Annotated in this window: 15 protein-coding genes; 8 read left to right on the top strand and 7 right to left on the bottom strand. The window is 47.3% G+C overall.

Going from position 1 to position 16,514, the window contains the following annotated elements; genetic code table 11:
- The 4 genes from CMR00_09165 to CMR00_09150 all read right to left on the bottom strand — a co-directional run.
- Positions 1-336: hypothetical protein (locus CMR00_09165; GenBank protein PIO47689.1), on the bottom strand; the 336-nt coding region annotated here is incomplete at its 3' end.
- 114 nt (positions 337-450) lie between these two features.
- Positions 451-1,449, bottom strand: a complete 999-nt coding sequence (gene galE, locus CMR00_09160; protein ID PIO47688.1) for a UDP-glucose 4-epimerase GalE — start codon at positions 1,447-1,449, stop codon at positions 451-453.
- A gap of 13 nt (positions 1,450-1,462) precedes the next feature.
- A complete protein-coding gene (locus tag CMR00_09155; protein ID PIO47692.1) occupies positions 1,463-2,644 on the bottom strand; it encodes a hypothetical protein in 1,182 nt (393 codons plus the stop codon).
- A 389-nt stretch (positions 2,645-3,033) separates the two neighbouring features.
- Positions 3,034-4,098, bottom strand: a complete 1,065-nt coding sequence (locus tag CMR00_09150) for a sodium:solute symporter (protein PIO47687.1) — start codon at positions 4,096-4,098, stop codon at positions 3,034-3,036.
- 166 nt (positions 4,099-4,264) lie between these two features.
- On the opposite strand from CMR00_09150, the gene CMR00_09145 reads away from it, so the two are divergent.
- The 6 genes from CMR00_09145 to CMR00_09120 all read left to right on the top strand — a co-directional run bounded on the left by CMR00_09145 (position 4,265) and on the right by CMR00_09120 (position 11,466).
- Entirely contained in the window at positions 4,265-4,762 is a 498-nt protein-coding gene (locus CMR00_09145; protein ID PIO47686.1) for a YajQ family cyclic di-GMP-binding protein, read from the top strand.
- A gap of 21 nt (positions 4,763-4,783) precedes the next feature.
- Positions 4,784-6,718 (top strand): glycoside hydrolase family 3, encoded by a 1,935-nt coding sequence (locus CMR00_09140; GenBank protein PIO47685.1) that lies wholly within the window; start codon positions 4,784-4,786, stop codon positions 6,716-6,718.
- A gap of 98 nt (positions 6,719-6,816) precedes the next feature.
- Positions 6,817-7,041 carry a ferrous iron transport protein A gene (locus tag CMR00_09135; protein PIO47691.1) on the top strand — a complete coding sequence of 75 codons (225 nt, stop codon included), beginning with the start codon at positions 6,817-6,819 and terminating at the stop codon, positions 7,039-7,041.
- Between the two features lie 17 nt (positions 7,042-7,058).
- Entirely contained in the window at positions 7,059-9,140 is a 2,082-nt protein-coding gene (locus tag CMR00_09130; GenBank protein PIO47684.1) for a ferrous iron transporter B, read from the top strand.
- 8 nt (positions 9,141-9,148) lie between these two features.
- Positions 9,149-10,225, top strand: coding sequence for a hypothetical protein (locus tag CMR00_09125; protein ID PIO47683.1), 1,077 nt, complete (start codon positions 9,149-9,151; stop codon positions 10,223-10,225).
- 68 nt (positions 10,226-10,293) lie between these two features.
- Entirely contained in the window at positions 10,294-11,466 is a 1,173-nt protein-coding gene (locus CMR00_09120) for a cysteine desulfurase NifS (GenBank protein PIO47682.1), read from the top strand.
- On the opposite strand, the gene CMR00_09115 is transcribed toward CMR00_09120, so the two are convergent.
- Entirely contained in the window at positions 11,463-12,422 is a 960-nt protein-coding gene (locus tag CMR00_09115) for an adenylate/guanylate cyclase domain-containing response regulator (protein ID PIO47681.1), read from the bottom strand. The genes CMR00_09120 and CMR00_09115 overlap by 4 nt on opposite strands.
- An 83-nt stretch (positions 12,423-12,505) precedes the next feature.
- Here CMR00_09115 and CMR00_09110 point away from each other — a divergent pair, with 83 nt between their 5' ends.
- Together CMR00_09110 and ptsP are read left to right on the top strand one after the other, a co-directional pair.
- Positions 12,506-12,817, top strand: a complete 312-nt coding sequence (locus CMR00_09110; GenBank protein ID PIO47680.1) for a hypothetical protein — start codon at positions 12,506-12,508, stop codon at positions 12,815-12,817.
- On the top strand, positions 12,814-14,289 hold the full coding sequence (ptsP, locus tag CMR00_09105; GenBank protein PIO47679.1) for a phosphoenolpyruvate--protein phosphotransferase: 1,476 nt from the start codon (positions 12,814-12,816) through the stop codon (positions 14,287-14,289). The genes CMR00_09110 and ptsP overlap by 4 nt, the downstream gene beginning before the upstream one ends.
- Before the next feature lie 25 nt (positions 14,290-14,314).
- Here the strand turns inward: ptsP and CMR00_09100 are convergent, their stop codons facing one another.
- Both CMR00_09100 and CMR00_09095 read right to left on the bottom strand, forming a co-directional pair.
- Positions 14,315-15,631, bottom strand: a complete 1,317-nt coding sequence (locus CMR00_09100) for a transcription termination factor Rho (GenBank protein PIO47678.1) — start codon at positions 15,629-15,631, stop codon at positions 14,315-14,317.
- Between the two features lie 272 nt (positions 15,632-15,903).
- On the bottom strand, positions 15,904-16,512 hold the full coding sequence (locus CMR00_09095; protein ID PIO47677.1) for a hypothetical protein: 609 nt from the start codon (positions 16,510-16,512) through the stop codon (positions 15,904-15,906).
- Positions 16,513-16,514 lie beyond the last annotated feature (2 nt).

Raw genomic sequence — 16,514 nt, 5'->3', positions numbered from 1 at the left:
ACCAGTGCCTTGAATCGTGCCAAAAGTCTGCGTTGTGAAGGTCTGCACATTAAGCGTGCCGTTGACCGTAACGGTGCGTGCTGCAGCGGTTTGAACAATTTGCGAGTTCGCGGTCAGCGTAATGGTGTGCCCCGGGTTGATGGTGAAGTTATCATCAACGTTAGGCGCTACGAAGTCTGTGCCGCCGTTGGTGAGCGTCCAGATGTTTGGGTCATTGAAGTTTCCACTTTGGTAGGAGTAGAGTTGCCTATTTTGCGCTGTGGCTAAGGCAGGGATGAGAGAAGAGATGAGAAGCAACGCGAAGAGCCGTATTGCCATGGAATTGCCTCCACTCATTGAGTTTTTTTGGTTATTGGTTATTGGTTATTTTTAAGCAGGTGATTTAGGGCAGAATATATCAGGACAGAATATAGCATACAAATATACAAAAATTTTCAAACCCACAAATCTTCAAGGTGCAGATTTTTGTGTGAGTCGAGATGCAAATCGTTCTTGATGCCATTGCCAAGCGGTGCGGATAATAGTTTCAAGGTCAGCAAATCGGGGTTGCCAGCCTAAGATGCATTTTGCTTTTTCGGCGCTACCGATAAGTCGTGCAGGGTCGCCAGCGCGGCGCTCACCGATAATGGCTTTGATAGGTTTGCCAGTTACCCACTCTGCCATTGCGTGTACGTCCTTAACTGAAAACCCATTGCCGTTGCCGAGATTAAACACATCACTGTTGCCGCCCGCTTCAAGGTATTTCAAGCCTAAGACGTGTGCGTCAGCAAGGTCGGTAACATGAATGTAATCGCGGATGCAGGTGCCGTCAGGCGTAGGGTAGTCGTTGCCATAGATGGTGATGGACTCGCGCTTGCCGAGTGCGACATCGAGCAAGAGGGGAATAAGATGGGTCTCTGGCGTATGGTCTTCACCGATACCGCCTTCTGGATCGGCACCGGCGGCATTGAAATAGCGCAGGGAGACAAACTTTATACCGTAGGCTGCATCGTAATCACGCAAGATTTGTTCGACCATGAGTTTAGAGCGTCCGTAAGGGTTAATCGGGCGCTGTGGGTGCGTTTCAGGAATAGGAATTTCTTCAGGTTCACCGTATGTGGCACAAGTCGAAGAGAAGATGAAGAGTTTTACGCCGTGCTGTCGCATAGCATCAAGCACGTTGAGTGTGGCCACAAGGTTATTGCGGTAATACTTTGCAGGCTCTCTAACTGATTCGCCCACATAAGCAAATGCCGCAAAGTGCATCACGGCATGAATTTGATAGCGTGCAAAGACATCTTGTACAAATGCAGCATCTTGCAAATCGCCGATAAGATGCTCGCTTTTTTCAGCAAAGTCACGATGACCGTAGATGAGATTATCTACAATGAGGGTTTGATAGCCAGCGCGTTGCAATTGCCGGACACCGTGCGAACCAATGTAGCCAGCGCCACCGGTTACAAGAATCATGGAGCGTGCGTGGTTATGGATGATAAGCTAAACTTGCACCAATCCATTCTGCATCTTTGTTGTAAGATGCACCAAGCATTTTGCCACGGCTCATGCGTACGAGGTTATTGACCAAGGTTGGTTTTTCGTTCTCATCCCACAGAAACATCATACGGATTTCAGCTTTGGTGCCACCTTCGGGCGTACGCACTACGGGGGCGTACTCGACTTTTTCTTGCAGAAGGTAATTCTTACGATCGCTAATTCGATCAAGCGTCTCGGGCGTGACATCAATCTCTACACCAGAGCCTGAAAATGAAAAGAGCGGCTTTAAGACATAGTGCTCTAAATTTTCAGGATAATGCTCCAAGTCAGAAAGCAAATAAGCCTTTGGCGCATATTCATTTTTGAAAAGCGGCAGACAATACTTGGAGATTTTCATAAACCAATTTGGGTGATTGAGCCAGACGACATCGAGTTCATCTTGAAAGCGGAAGCCGAACTCAATTTGCTTTTTGTAGAGTTCATCGAAGACGACGCGGTTGTAGATGCGCTCAATTGGAATCTCTTTGCCGTTTTGTTTGTAGTAGAGTTTCTTTCCACGCTTAATCACTTCAGTGAGACAAACCGTCTTGACGCCGGTCAGCTCTTCGGTGCAATAAAAATCAACTCGAGTTTTTTGAGTGTGTGGTTGTACTTCAAGCAGCACGACGTTTTCAGGTGCTGCATCAGCAAGAAGCAAGCGTTTGAAGAGTTTAAGGTATGAATCGGATGAATGTCCGCTAAAGTATGGTGTCAGCGAATCGGGAATATCGAAGAACTGACGGATTTTGAGATCAAGTAGCCATTGAAAGGCATAAAGTGTTGGAAAGCCTTGCAGTTCAATCAAGCGCGGGGCAAGTTCGCCATTTGGCAAACTTACAAGTGCAAAATCAATTTGCAAAAATGTGGGATGTGCATCTTCGTTAGGTACGCGCAGGTGTTCGGGCACAGCGGCATCTAAACGTTTGAGAAAGTCAGGCGCGATGAGTTCGTCAATTAAGATGTCGCAGGCGTGTATCAACTCCTGCGTCATTTTCTCTGAAAGAAAGAGTGGGGTTTCGCAGAGTCGAAAATCCATTGCGCCACGATTATACTTGTTTAGATCGTTGATGAAGGCTTGATAGGTTTCGCGCTTGAATTTACGATTAAATTCCTCACGAATTGAGTGTTCCATTTTGCATGTGCTGAAAAATTGTTGAGATAATGAAAAATGTTGAGACACTGGCAAAGATGTTGCACTTAAAGCGCGTGACTTTGCAGAAATCTGTGTCGCATGCAGATGCTCGAGACATGCGCCTACAGCATAACTTAGGAAAGATACGCCTAAGGCAAGTGTGTATGCAAAATCAAGATGAAGAAGGTAAGTGCCAAAAGTCCAGACAAGTGCGCCTGCCAGCAAGGCGACTGTGGCGCTGTATTTCTGACCGAGCGGTGAAAACAGACCGACAGCCACCACCACAAAGACACCTGCACTGCCAATTGCCGAGGCAAGTTTGACAAGTTCATGAATGCTGCTGACATACAGCGCTAAGCAATATGCAGCAATTCCAAAAAGTCCAACCCCTAAGCGTTGATGCGTACCTTGGCAGTCTCGCTCATATCAGGACGCATCGGCAAAATGACATTGTGCGCTAAAAGAGCGCTTGCAGCAAGGAGTGTGCTATCGACGGTCGAGAGAATGGCAGAAAAGAGCGCACCGATAAAAAGCACATACAAAACTGGAGGCAAGTAGGTGTGTGCAGCAATCGGTAAAAGTTTTTCTGCATCGCTCAGATTTGGAAGAAGTGCAATGCCAAGCAGGCCGAGGAGCACAGGGATGGTGCCAAAGAGCATGTATAACGCACTTGCAATCAAGGCTGAGCGGCTTGCCACATGCGCTGACTTTGCAGCAAGGGCACGTGCCACAAGCTCCTGCGCCACGACCGAGCCGCAAATGGGCACAAGCCATGCTTCAAGTTGCTGCAAAATTGAGCCACTCTGAAAGAGATTTAATCGCTCAGCTGTAAAGGCGATGGAAAGATGCTCAGGTGTCGTTTGCATCAGCACCACGACAAAAAGGCTTGTCAAGCCAACAATTAGCATCAAGCCTTGCACGACATCAGTAATCGCATCAGCCCACAATCCACCTGAGATGGTATAGATCACCACAACGGCAGCAGAGAGTGTAATTGCAACTGAAATGTCAAGATGGGAAGAGGCAGAGAGCACTTGTCCGAACGCACGCATCTGCGAGGCTGCCCACAAAAGTGACGAGGGAATCATCAAGACTGCAGCAAGCTGTGCAACTGAAGGAGCATAACGCTGCCGAAAAAAATCAGCCAGTGTGGTCAAGTTTCTTTTCCAAAGCGGCACGGCAAAGAACAGTCCCATCAGCAAAAGGCAGATGCCATAAGCAAATGGATCTGCAACACTACCCGAAAGCCCTTCTTGATAAATCACGCCAGCAGCACCAAGACAGGCTTCTGCGCCAAACCATGTGGAAAAGAGTGTGAGCACTGAAATGCTTAAGCCTAAGCGGCGTCCAGCCAGCAAATAATCTGCTTCAGTGTGAATGCGCCGAGAGAGCAAAAAGCCAAGGCCAAGTTGAAGCACGATATAAGCTAAAATGCCAAGTTGTGTTGCGTTCATCTCTCGGCTACATAGCAAGAAAGTTTTTTGCAAATTGCGCAAACTTATATTCCAAGCTAAACATTTGAAAATAGCATCACTTGGAGAGCAAACTCAACATCACGTCAGCAGGCTACCAAAGCGATGCAAACTCAAATGAAAAAGTAATCAACAACTTGTCTTGGCAATGGCAAGCGAACACTCTTTTGACATCGTCTCCAAAATTCCAATGCAGGAACTCGACAATGCGCTCAATCAAGCGCGCAAAGAACTGCAACAGCGCTATGACCTCAAAGACTCAAAATCGCAAATTCTCTTCAATGAAAAGGAGATGGAACTGACATTAGAGTCGCAAAATGAATTTACACTGAAATCTGTCATTGATGTGTTGCAATCCAAACTCATCAAGCGCGGTATTTCTATCAAAGCCTTAGAGTATGGTAAAATTGAGCCGGCATCGCAAAACACAGTTCGCCAAAAAATCAAGTTGAAGCAAGGCATCAGCAAAGAGGTATCAAAGCAAATTACGACTGCTATAAAAGACTTAAAACTCAAAGTGCAAGCCCAAGTGCAAGGCGATGCCATACGCGTCAGTGGCAAGCAGATTGATGATTTGCAAGCTGTGCAAAAACACTTACTGGCGTTGGATCTGAATTTGCCCTTACAGTTCGAAAACTATCGCTAAACTTTGACAAGTGTGCAGCGTATGAAAGCATGGCTTGAAACACAAAACCGCAATCAATCCGAAGAGATAACGATGAGCTCAAAAACTGCGCCGAGATGTTTTCGCTCCCTGCATTTCATGGCTATGGTCTGTTTGCTGATAAGCTTGCCGCTATCACTTTCGGCGCAAGTAAGCAGCGAAATATCGCTCACCAAAGAATTGCTCACTACAAGAATACCGATTTCGCTGGTCGATGAACCGCTGCCGCTGAACACTTTCGAAGAGATGTTCCCCAATACTTCAGCATGGGTCGATTCCACTTTAGCATCGCTTACGCTTGAAGAAAAAATTGGGCAAATGTTCAGTGCGTTTTCTTACTCGTTTTACATGAGTGCAGATAACGCAGACTTTGAGCGCCTTGCAGAGCTTGTGCGTTCAGGTAAAATCGGTGGCGTAATGTTCTCCAAAGGTGATGTCTATGAAGCAGCAATGCTGGCAAATCGATTGCAGCGCCTTGCAAAAATTCCATTGCTCATTAGTGCCGACATGGAATGGGGTGTATCCATGCGCATTGAACGCGCAACAGAATTCCCCTACAATATGGCAATTGCAGCAACCCGTAAGCCAGAATATGCTTTCCGTGTCGCACAAGCTATTGCCAGAGAAGCGCGTGCCTTAGGCATTCATCAAAACTATGCACCATCGGTCGATCTGAACAATAATCCACGCAACCCCATCATCAATACACGTGCCTTTAGTGAAAATGTTGCGCTCACCAATCAAATGGCAGCGGCTTTCATCAAAGGCACTCAAGCCGGCGGAATGATTGCAACGGTCAAACATTTTCCTGGACACGGCGACACGGATATCGATAGTCATAAAGATTTACCCATCTTGCCGTTCGAGCGCCCTCGCCTCAATGCACTTGAACTCAAACCGTTCAGGCATGCCATTGAGCAAGGTGTGGCTAGTGTGATGGTCGGACACTTAGCACTTCCAAAAATCAGTCTCTCTGACAAAATCCCAGCAACACTCTCGCCTGAAATCACAACCAAAATTTTGCGTGAAGAATTAGGCTTCAAAGGCTTGGTCGTAACTGATGCGATGGGGATGAAAGGCGTGAGGAAAAACTTTGAGGTTGGCGAAGCTGCTGTGCGCGCCGTGCTGGCAGGCAACGATATGATTCTGATGTCGCCCGATATTGATGCAGCGCAAAGCGCACTACTCAAAGCCGTGCAAGAACAACAAATCGAGCTTGAGCGCATCAATGCATCCGTACGCAAAATTCTTGCACTTAAAGCTTGGCTTGGCTTGAATAAATCGCGTTTTGTGAGTCTGGACGACATTGAGACCAAAGTAGGCACGCGCGCCCATCAAATGCTGGCACAGGAAGTTGCAAATAACTCTATTACGCTGCTCAAGAATGAACGAGGAATTTTACCACTTCAACTGACTGAGCCGAAACAGCGTGTGCTCAATATCTCGCTGCAAACCTCGGAGAACTGCACCATCGGCAAAAGTTTCTTTGCAGAACTCGAAAAAGTCTATTCCAATACCCTGCGCTTGCAACTTATGCCCAAGAGCAATGAACTGAACTTCAAATTTGCCTTGCGCGCCGCTGAAAAATCCGCTGCTGTTATCGTCTCCTGTTATGCCGATACACGCGCATGGGAAGGCAAATTCGGCTTGGATAAAGACCAGACCAAGTTTCTACAAACTTTAGTCAAAATGTGTAATGCGCGTCAGATTCCAATTGTGCTGATTTCATTTGGCACACCTTATATCATCATGGACGTGCCTGATGTCCCAGCCTATCTGTGCACATATTGCCCTGCCAAAGTCTCTGAAATCGCTGCACTGAAAGTGATAACAGGACAACTGACGCCAAAAGGCAAACTCCCTGTAAGCATTCCTGATCTTTTCCCCTATGGCTCAGGATTGACAAGTTTCGCTGCACCTGCCGATAGCACGCAGTAAAGTGCGACAAGTGCTTACGAAAGTATGCGCATAAAGACGGCTTGGTGAGTTAGGAGAATTCGATTAGATTCAATCTAAATAAAAATAAAACAAATGTGATTTTGCTTAACCATGTCAAAAAGGGAAAACGATTCAAAGTGGTGCGTATTGATGATAAGGATACACGCACTCAGCTTTTGCGCTTTGGTTTAGGCGAAGGCAGTACAGGCATCTGCTTTGAGCGATTGCCGTTTGGTCCTATCGTCATCAAGCACCAGCGACAAGAGGTAGCAATCGGCAGAGAACTGGCTAATAAAATTTGGGTAGAGACCTTTGAAAACTAATTTCAACATTTCATGCTATGGAAAAGTCTACATTTGAGCTGCCGACAGAGGCAGAAGTGACCGCACCAATTCCCGCCGTTTCTAAAGACACAGCGACGGCTAGACCGACCAAGTTGGTTTTAGTTGGTAACCCGAATGTGGGTAAGTCAGGCTTCTTCAATTACTTCAGCGGTTTGTATGTCGATGTCTCTAATTTTCCGGGCACAACGGTTGAAATCGCCCGTGCCCATTACAAAAATTATGAGGTCTATGACACACCAGGCATCTATGGTGTAAGTTCTTTCAACGATGAAGAGCGTGTGGCACGCGATACCGTGCTTTCGGCGGATGTGGTCTTGAACGTGGTGGATGCAACCAATCTCGAGCGCGATCTTTTTCTGACGCTGCAACTGATCGATATGCGCTTCAAAATGGTTGTGGCGCTCAACATGATGGATGCGCTGAGTGAAGCTGGCTTAGAGATCGATACCAAAGAATTAGAACGCTTGCTGGGCGTGCCGGTCGTCGAAGTTGTGGCAATTAAGAAAAAAGGATTTGACAGACTTGAAGCCATGCTGCCACACGCCCGTGTAGGGCACTCCGATGCAGCGCTGCAGCACGAAATTGAAGCGCTAAGAGCGAGGCTCAAACCGACAACGAACCCTACTGCCGACGCTCTGATGATTCTCGAAGGTGATGAAGTGGTCGCAGAACGCCATGCGCTTCGACCAATGGACAGACGCGAAGAAATCTATGTGGCGCGCCGCAACCGCGTAAATGAACTTGTAGCGAAAGTCTACAAGCAAAAATCAGCGATGCGTTTTAGCATGCAGCTAAGCGAAAAATTAGGACAATGGACAATCAACCCGATAACAGGTATCCCGATTCTGTTCTTGATGCTCTGGCTAATCTATCAAGTTGTTGGAGTGCTGGTGGCACAGCGTGTGGTAGGACATCTGGAAGTAGAATACGGCAATAAACTTTGGGAACCTGCGGTCAAACATGTGTTTGCGCTCATCACACCAGTAAGCATTTCTGTTGAAGTCTTGCAAGAGAATGAGGAGGGTGAAGAGAAGGTCGTGGAGACACGCACATTTGATTTCCCAAATGGCACACGTGCTGATGATGCAGAGCTGCAAAAGTTGCGCAAGTTCATTGAAGGCAAAGATGTGATGCAGAGTTTTACTTTTTCGCAAGAGACGCTGTGGGGAAAACTCGTAACCATTCTTGCCGGTGAGTTTGGTGCCATCACCATGACCGTTACATACTTGCTTTTCCTGCTCTTGCCACTCATTATTGGCTTTTACCTTTTCCTTGCAATTCTTGAAGATTGTGGTTACTTGCCACGTCTTGCAACTATGGTTGATAGACTGCTCAACATGATGGGGCTCAACGGTCGCGCGGTCATTCCAATTATCTTGGGCTTTGGCTGTGTAACGATGGCAACGATTACAACACGCTTGCTGAATACCTCACGCGAGAAAACGATTGCTGCCTCGATTCTCAATTTTGCAATTCCTTGCTCGGCACAGCTGGCGGTCATTACTGCCTTGCTCACCAAAGCAGGCGGCGAATACACGCTCATCTTCTTCGTGATTATTCTTGCAAATCTTGTGGGCATTGGCACAGCAATTGACAAAATTTTACCGGGCAAGTCTTCCGCCCTGCTGATTGATTTGCCGCCGATACGTTTGCCACGCCTTGACAACATTATCAAAAAAACTTGGATTAAGACGCTAAGTTTCATGAAAGAAGCCTCACCGTGGTTTTTCATCGGCGCCGTGCTAGTTTCTACGATGCAAGTTACAGGACTTTTGAGCGCATGGGTAAATGTCTTTGAGCCGATAACCACTCGCTGGTTAGACTTACCTGCCGATGCCGCACGCGCTTTTGTAATGGGAATGGTACGGCGCGATTTTGGCGCAGCAGGTCTCTATGAACTTGCCTTGACGCCAAAGCAGATAGTGGTCTCGCTTACAGTCATCACGCTGTTTGTGCCATGTATTGCAAGTTTGATGGTGCTGCTCAAAGAGCGCGGGGTGCGCGAAGCTATGACCATATGGTTCGGCAGTTGGGTGCTAGCATTCTCGATTGGCGGTATCGTGGCTGTTGTATTGTAACACAACCTGTGGCATCGTTGCAATTCGACAGCTTGGTCTTTGCGCAGCATAGACATTTCGTATTTTGTGCGCAAGATTGTAGTGCGACCAAAATTTTCTCAAATGCACAAAAATTCTTAGCACTGAGGTCAATTGTCCTGCTCTGTAGTAGTTTGCTTTTTGTAGATGTGCTGTTTGCGCAAGTGCGTGCGTCTTTCAGTGTTCTTGATGCCTCTAAATTGCAAGCAGAGTATGAAGCCAAGCGCGGTTTTCAAGCTAAGTTGCAAGGTGAGCGTGTAAGTTCGCTGCAGACTCAAGTGCACCATGCCACACTTGAGAAGGCGCAACCTCGCATGCTTCGCTCGCCAGCTTTGGCAGGTATTTTCTCGGCAATTGTGCCGGGGGCAGGAGAGTTTTACGCAGAAAGTTACTTACGCGCAGGATTGTTTGTAGCCATAGAAGCTGCGCTGTGGATATTTCACATACAACTTCTCGATCGAGGCAATCGCGCAGCGCAAGATTACAAGGCTTTTGCTGATGCCCCTTCCGCTCTCAACGATGGGCTTTCACGGTGGAGTGCCGCGCGTTATGCCAGTCGGCTCTCTCAAATTTTCCGCGAACATCCTAATCCACAGCTGCGCTCACTGGCGCAAGAACTCAGCACGTCAGCACGTCTGAACGAAATCCGCAATCAAGACTATCGCTTCCTTAACACTTTTGAGCGACAGGCTGTCTTTGCCAATGGCACCACGTTCTCGCATACACTCTCACCTTTCGGCTCACAGCAGTACTATGAACTCATCGGCAAATACAGCGAATATGCCATCGGTTGGGATGACTTCGACCTGCGTCAACTTAGCAATGCATTTCCACCTGCCAGTCAACATTTTTTGAATTATGGCATTCAGCGTCGAGACTTCAACGACATTTTGAACCGCGCTACAACCGTAACATATTTCATCATTCTCAATCACCTCTTTAGTGTGATCGATGCAGTCTTAGCCACCAATGAATACAATTGGCGCATCAAGACAACTCTTGACCTAACACCTGACCCGCTGACGGGCGCACTCATCCCACGCACCACAGTACAAGTGCGTTTCTGAACTTGCCTAATGAACATTTCTGCTCACAAAGAGTGTTTGAGATGCTATGAAAAAAAATCAATGCTACGATGACACGCATTTATCTTGACAATGCGGCTACGACCGCCATTGAGCCAGAAGTTTGGGCGCAGGTGCAACCCTATTTCACAGAACACTTTGGTAACGCAGCCTCAATTCATTCTTTCGGACAATTCACAAAAAACATTTTGGAAGAAGCACGTGAGCGTGTGGCGACAGTGCTTGGCGCTTCACCAGCTGAGATTTTCTTTACATCAAGCGGTACGGAAGCCAATAACTTTGCGCTCAAAGGATTTGCCTTTGCAATGATGCGTGCCAAAAAGCCTTTTCGTTTTATTAGCTCACGCCTTGAACATAAAGCCGTGCTCGAAAGTCTTGCGTGGATTGAAAGTGTCTTTGATGCACCAGTGCACTTTGTTGAGCATGATGCTCGCGGCATACTCGACCTTGACAGTCTAAAAAAACTTTTGTGCAGCGGCGATAAAGAAATGGCTACACTGGTCTCAATCATGCATGCCAATAATGAACTCGGCAATATCAATCCTCTTGAAGAGATGGCGCAGATAGCTAAGCAATATGGCGCATTTGTGCATAGCGATGCGGTTCAAACCGCAGCAAAGTTGCCAATCCATGTAGAAAAACTGGGCGTGGATATGCTCTCAATTTCTGGACACAAGTTTCATGCGCCGAAAGGAATTGGAGCAATTTATGTGCGCAAGGGCGTGCCAATTGAACCGCTATTGCACGGCGGGAGTCATGAGCGCAATCGACGCGCAGGTACGGAGAACTACGCCTTTGCTTTAGCACTGGCTGAAGCACTACAGCGTGCAACATCATCAGCAGCGCAGACGATGGCACATGTCGAGGCGTTACGCGAGAGATTTCTCTCTCAATTAGAGCGTGAAGGTATAGCGTTTGAAATCAATGGGCAACCAGATGCAGCGTTACCTCACATTTTAAATCTGACATTCAAGATTAAAGTCGCCAGCAAAGTTGCAGCTGATGTGTTGCTGTTAGCGTTTGATGCTTGTGGGATAGCGGTCTCAAGTGGCAGTGCATGCACGAGCGGTACAGAAAAGCCATCGCACGTGCTCTTAGCCTTGGGGAAAACGGAGCAAGAAGCACGTACCAGTATTCGGGTCTCTTTCTCGAAGTTTAATACGATGCAGGAGGTAGAGCAAGCAGCGCAGCGTATGGCGTCGGTCTTGAAGCGGTGGCTCTAGGTGTGAAACGATTTGCGTCCAACAAGAAAATAGGTTGGCATTTCCCCAATGCCGCGCACATTGATTTTGCCCGGGCCTTCGAAGATGTAGCGGTTTTTAAGTAACTTAAATGATGACTCTGACACCTGAATTTTTCCGCTGACGCCCTGCGATTCCATTCGGCTAGCGATATTGACTGTATCGCCCCAGAGGTCATAGATAAATTTCTTTTTGCCAATAACGCCAGCCACAACGCTACCAGTGCTCAGACCAATGCGCATGCTAAGATGTCCCATGCGTGCCAGCTCTAACTTATCGAGGCTATCGAGCATTTCCAGAGCAGTTTCGGCAGCGGCAATTGCATGATCGCGCCGTTCTTCAGGCACGCCACTGACGGCCATGTAGGAATCGCCGATGGTTTTGATTTTCTCCAACCCATATTTTTCGCACAGATCATCAAAGTAAGCAAAAACGTCATTGAGAATAGCGACAACAAACTCTGGCGAGGTAACGGAAGAGAGATGGGTAAAGCCGACGATATCGGCAAACAGCACCGTAACTTCGTTGAATGAATCTGCAATGGTTGTCTCACCACGCTTCATACGATCGGCAATGATGCCGGGTAAAATGTTGCGCAGCAGTTGTTCAGAGCGCTCACGCTCGCTATTGAGTTGCAGATTCGTATCAGCAAGTTTCGCATTGAGTTCTTGCAAAGCCTCTTGCGCCTTGAGTAATTTTTCTTGCATGGTATCGCCGACTTTGGTAATCTTCACCGCCTCTTGCAGGAGCCGTTGATACTCTTGCGCAAGAAACTTATACTCTCTGAGCAATTCCTCGTTACTAAGCTCCGTGCTTTTAGCAATTTTTGCGGCGTGCTCAACGATTTGCAATTCTGACTTAAATACCGCAGCCGCGCGTGCAGTGGCTTTCGAGGAATTTTTGCGCGATGACTGTTCTGCGTCAGGTGTTAGACTCATGGATAATGATAGTCTTGATTGCAAGTGAAGTTACAAAGTTCATTACAAACTTCTTTTGAAGCCGTGTAGAAATTTTCGCTGGCATGCTATATTCTGCAAAGCCAGTAACAGATGGAAAAAGAGCAACTTACATTACCGCAATCATCCGAACTTTTTTTCAGGGTATTGCCGCTTCCAAAGGCATTGCGAAGGGCATAGTATATGTGTTCGAGCGCAAGAAACATGATGCACTTTCAGCAAGTGAGCCTGAAATGCGGCAAGAGTACATTCAAGATGAAATTGCGCGCTGGCATCTTGCCTTAGAGCGTTCCACGAAGGAGCTTGAAAAGATTGCTCATATCACTGAACAAAAATTGGCGGTGCATACTCTGAAATTTTCACGGCGCAAATTATGATGTTACGCGATGAAGTCTTTGTTCAAAGCGTGGAACGACGCATTCGTCAAGAGCATCGCCGAGCTGGTGTAATTGCTAGTGAAGAAATTGCGAAATATCAACAAATGCTGCTGGCGTCTAGCGAAGCGATGTTTCGAGAGCGTGCGTATGATTTTCAAGATCTCAAAGAACGTCTCATTCGCAATCTTTATTCTGGTCAGATTATCTCGCGCATTCCAGAGCACAGCATTGTTGTCTCTGCAGTGCTCACCCCTGCTGATGTGATTCTCTTCAGTCGCCAAAATATGCTTGGTTGTGCTACAGAGAGCGGCGGTGCCACTTCACATGCAGCGCTGATATGTCAATCGCTGGGGGTACCTATGGTGGTAGGACTGCGCGACCTTGTCTCGCAGGTGCACACAGGCAATGTGATGCTCATTGATGGCTACGACGGCAAAATCGTGCTTCATCCCTCAGCAGAGACGCTCCTGCTCTATGAACGCAAAGCCAAACGCAAACTCTCTGCACTAAATCCAACACTTGCACAAAGCAAGACTAAAACAGCTTGCGGAAAGCGCATCTACATTTACTCCAACATTGACTTCAAAGAAGAATTGCCATCGATAGAAAAGTTTGGCTCAGAGGGTGTCGGGCTGTTTCGCAGCGAGACCCTGTTTATTGCAGGTAGTGAACCCCCGAGCGAGGAAGAGCAAACTGAATACTACACACAACTTGCCACGCAACTTGCGCCAAAGCCGCTGACTGTTCGGCTCTTTGATATCGGTGGCGATAAATTCCTCTATGCTTCTTACAAAGAAGAGAACCCAAACTTAGGCTGGCGCGGGGTACGCATCTTGCTCGATGTGCCTGAACTCTTAGAAAATCAATTGCGCGCATTGCTTAGAGCCAATCAGCATGGCAACATCCAAGTGATGATTCCGATGGTCTCCTCTGTCGAGGAAGTGCGTGCCGTCAAGAAAATACTCGCACGAGTCAAGCAAGACCTTAAAAAGCAAAAAGCCATACCTGAAGCACCTCTACGGCTTGGTGCAATGATTGAAGTCCCTTCTGCTGTGGAACTCATTGAGGAACTCGCCCAAGAGCTTGAATTTTTTAGTATTGGCACCAATGATCTCATACAATACACAGTTGCCGTTGACCGCAACAACGAAGTCGTGCAGAGCCTTTACAATCGCCTTCACCCTGCGGTGATTCGCATGATTGGTCGGATTATCAAGGTAGCACGAAAGTATCGGTGCCGTGTGTCAATGTGTGGTGAGATGGCTGCAAACACCTTAGCAATACCCTTGCTTTTGGGCTTAGGACTGCACGAATTTAGCGTTGCAAGTTCAAACATTCCGCAAATCAAGCGCATCATTTCGCGTGTCTTGCTCAATGAAGCCAGCGAACTAGCTGCGCAGTGCTTGAAGTTTGCAACCTCACAAGAAATTGAACAAGCCTTGCGTCAATTCAAAGCACAGCATCAACTGTGAGATAAAGTTGCGCCCTTTGCTTCGCTTATGCTCCCGCGTTCATGAGTTTGAAGAACTCTTTGTTGCTCTTTGTGCTCTCGATTTTCTCCAAAATAAACTCCATACCTTCAATTGGGGTCTTGTCGGCAAGGTATTTGCGCAGGAGCCACATTCTTGAAATTTCTTCTTGTGAGACGAGCAACTCTTCACGGCGTGTACCAGATTTGAGAATATCAATAGCAGGGAAGATGCGCCGATCTGCAAGGCGACGATCGAGCACAAGTTCCATATTACCTGTGCCTTTGAACTCTTCGAAGATAACATCGTCCATACGTGAGCCTGTATCGACGAGTGCTGTAGCAATAATGGTCAGGCTGCCACCTTCTTCGACATTGCGTGCGGCACCAAAAAATCGCTTGGGCTTATGCAGAGCATTAGCATCAATCCCGCCAGAGAGAATCTTACCAGAATGCGGAATAACCGTGTTATGTGCACGAGCAAGGCGTGTAATGGAGTCGAGCAAGATGACCACATCACGGCGCGTTTCCACAAGGCGCTTGGCTTTCTCAAGGACCATCTCTGCAACTTGCACATGCCGCTCGGGCTCTTCGTCGAAGGTCGAGCTAATGACTTCAGCTTGCACATTGCGCTCCATATCAGTGACTTCTTCAGGGCGTTCATCAATCAGCAGCACAATGAGATAGACTTCGGGATGATTCTTAGCGATGCTGTTTGCAATTTTTTGCAAAAGCATGGTTTTGCCTGTTTTGGGCTGTGCTACAATCAAGCCACGTTGCCCTTTGCCAATCGGTGTGAAGATGTCCATAATTCGCATGGAAACTTCGCTGGGCACGGTCTCCAAGCGCAAGCGCTCGGTAGGATAGAGCGGTGTAAGGTTATCGAAATTGATTCTATCGCGTATGGCTTCAGGATCAACGCCGTTAATGGTCTCAATTTTAAGCAGAGCGAAGAATCGCTCGCCTTCTTTCGGCGCACGTACTTGCCCGCGCACGGTGTCACCCGTCTTCATATTGAAGCGTTTGATTTGCGAAGGCGAGACATAAATGTCATCGGGCGAAGAAAGATAGTTGTAGTTCGGTGAGCGCAAAAAGCCATAGCCGTCAGACATCACTTGCAAGACACCCGTATTGGTGATGACATTAGTGGCAGTTTCGGGTGCACTCTCAGCCTTTTGGGCTTGTGTCTCGATGATTTTATAGATAATCTCATCTTTGCGCAACCCGCTTGTGGAAATGCCCATTTCTTTTGCGATGACAGTCAGCTCAGCCACCTTCTTTTTTTGCAGGGTAGCAATATCAAGCCCGTTGGTCGTGGCGGTAGTTGCAGTGCTTGGTGAACTCATAATTATCTTCAAGAATGATGTTGAGAATTATAATGTTGTAATGCTTCTCTTACGAGAGCAATTACAGTTTCAACTCAGTGACGTGTTTGAAAGGGTATAGAAAATTCCCGTAGAAAAATCTTCGGCGCGTATTTCAAAGTTACAGTTGACGCTTCAAAGTCTGAATGCAGGCCGACACAGGCTTGTGAAAGAGAGTGTATTGAAAAAAGTGATTTGCTTACTTAATGCGTTCAACTGCAAATATAAGGACAAATTTGAGACAAACAACAAAATTACGCAAGGACTTTTTCAGACTCACCACTCATCTTCAAGATTAACGAAACTTCGCCTGAGACATAAAACGAACCTGTTATCAGCAAAGCATCTTTTTCCTGCATCTCTTCTCTTGCAGCATGAACGGCTTGCGCAATGCTCTCAAAAGTGCGGTGCATAGCCCCAATCTCTGAAAGCAACAGAGCAAGGTCCTCCACACGAGCCGCACGCTCAAGATTCGCAGATGCGAGATAAAACTTATTTGCTATACGTGCAAGAGGCAGCAGCATGCCTCTGATATCCTTATCCTGCATAGCCCCAAAGATAACTAAGAGTCGATTAAACTCATGGCGATGCTGCTCCAAAGTGCGAACGGTGTGTTCCATGCCGTTGGGATTGTGCGATGCATCCAAGATTACAAGCGGTGAACGAGAAAGAATTTCCAGACGCGCACGATGTCCTGTGTTGCGCAAAACATGCCGAATGCCATCACGGATAGCGCGCTCGGTAAGAGTCATAGCCTCTGCGCAGAGCGTAGCAAGACGCAAGTTTTCGGCTTGATACTGACCCCAGAGTGAGGTGCGCAAGCCAAAATAACTGCGTACGGGCGTTTTGAGATGTACCGCCAACT

This window comes from [Chlorobium] sp. 445 (assembly GCA_002763895.1).
Lineage (GTDB): Bacteria > Bacteroidota > Chlorobiia > Chlorobiales > Thermochlorobacteraceae > Thermochlorobacter.
The sequence above is the reverse complement of the archived record's forward strand: the minus strand, read 5'-3'. Positions and strand labels throughout refer to the sequence as shown.

Coding starts and splice junctions, on each gene's coding strand:
- CMR00_09145 (PIO47686.1), top strand. CDS start 4,265: ATGGCAAGCGAACACTCTTTTGACATCGTCTCCAAAATTCCAATGCAG.
- CMR00_09140 (PIO47685.1), top strand. CDS start 4,784: ATGAAAGCATGGCTTGAAACACAAAACCGCAATCAATCCGAAGAGATA.
- CMR00_09155 (PIO47692.1), bottom strand. CDS start 2,644: ATGGAACACTCAATTCGTGAGGAATTTAATCGTAAATTCAAGCGCGAA.
- CMR00_09120 (PIO47682.1), top strand. CDS start 10,294: ATGACACGCATTTATCTTGACAATGCGGCTACGACCGCCATTGAGCCA.
- ptsP (PIO47679.1), top strand. CDS start 12,814: ATGATGTTACGCGATGAAGTCTTTGTTCAAAGCGTGGAACGACGCATT.
- CMR00_09110 (PIO47680.1), top strand. CDS start 12,506: ATGCTATATTCTGCAAAGCCAGTAACAGATGGAAAAAGAGCAACTTAC.
- CMR00_09100 (PIO47678.1), bottom strand. CDS start 15,631: ATGAGTTCACCAAGCACTGCAACTACCGCCACGACCAACGGGCTTGAT.
- CMR00_09130 (PIO47684.1), top strand. CDS start 7,059: ATGGAAAAGTCTACATTTGAGCTGCCGACAGAGGCAGAAGTGACCGCA.
- galE (PIO47688.1), bottom strand. CDS start 1,449: ATGATTCTTGTAACCGGTGGCGCTGGCTACATTGGTTCGCACGGTGTC.
- CMR00_09115 (PIO47681.1), bottom strand. CDS start 12,422: ATGAGTCTAACACCTGACGCAGAACAGTCATCGCGCAAAAATTCCTCG.
- CMR00_09150 (PIO47687.1), bottom strand. CDS start 4,098: ATGAACGCAACACAACTTGGCATTTTAGCTTATATCGTGCTTCAACTT.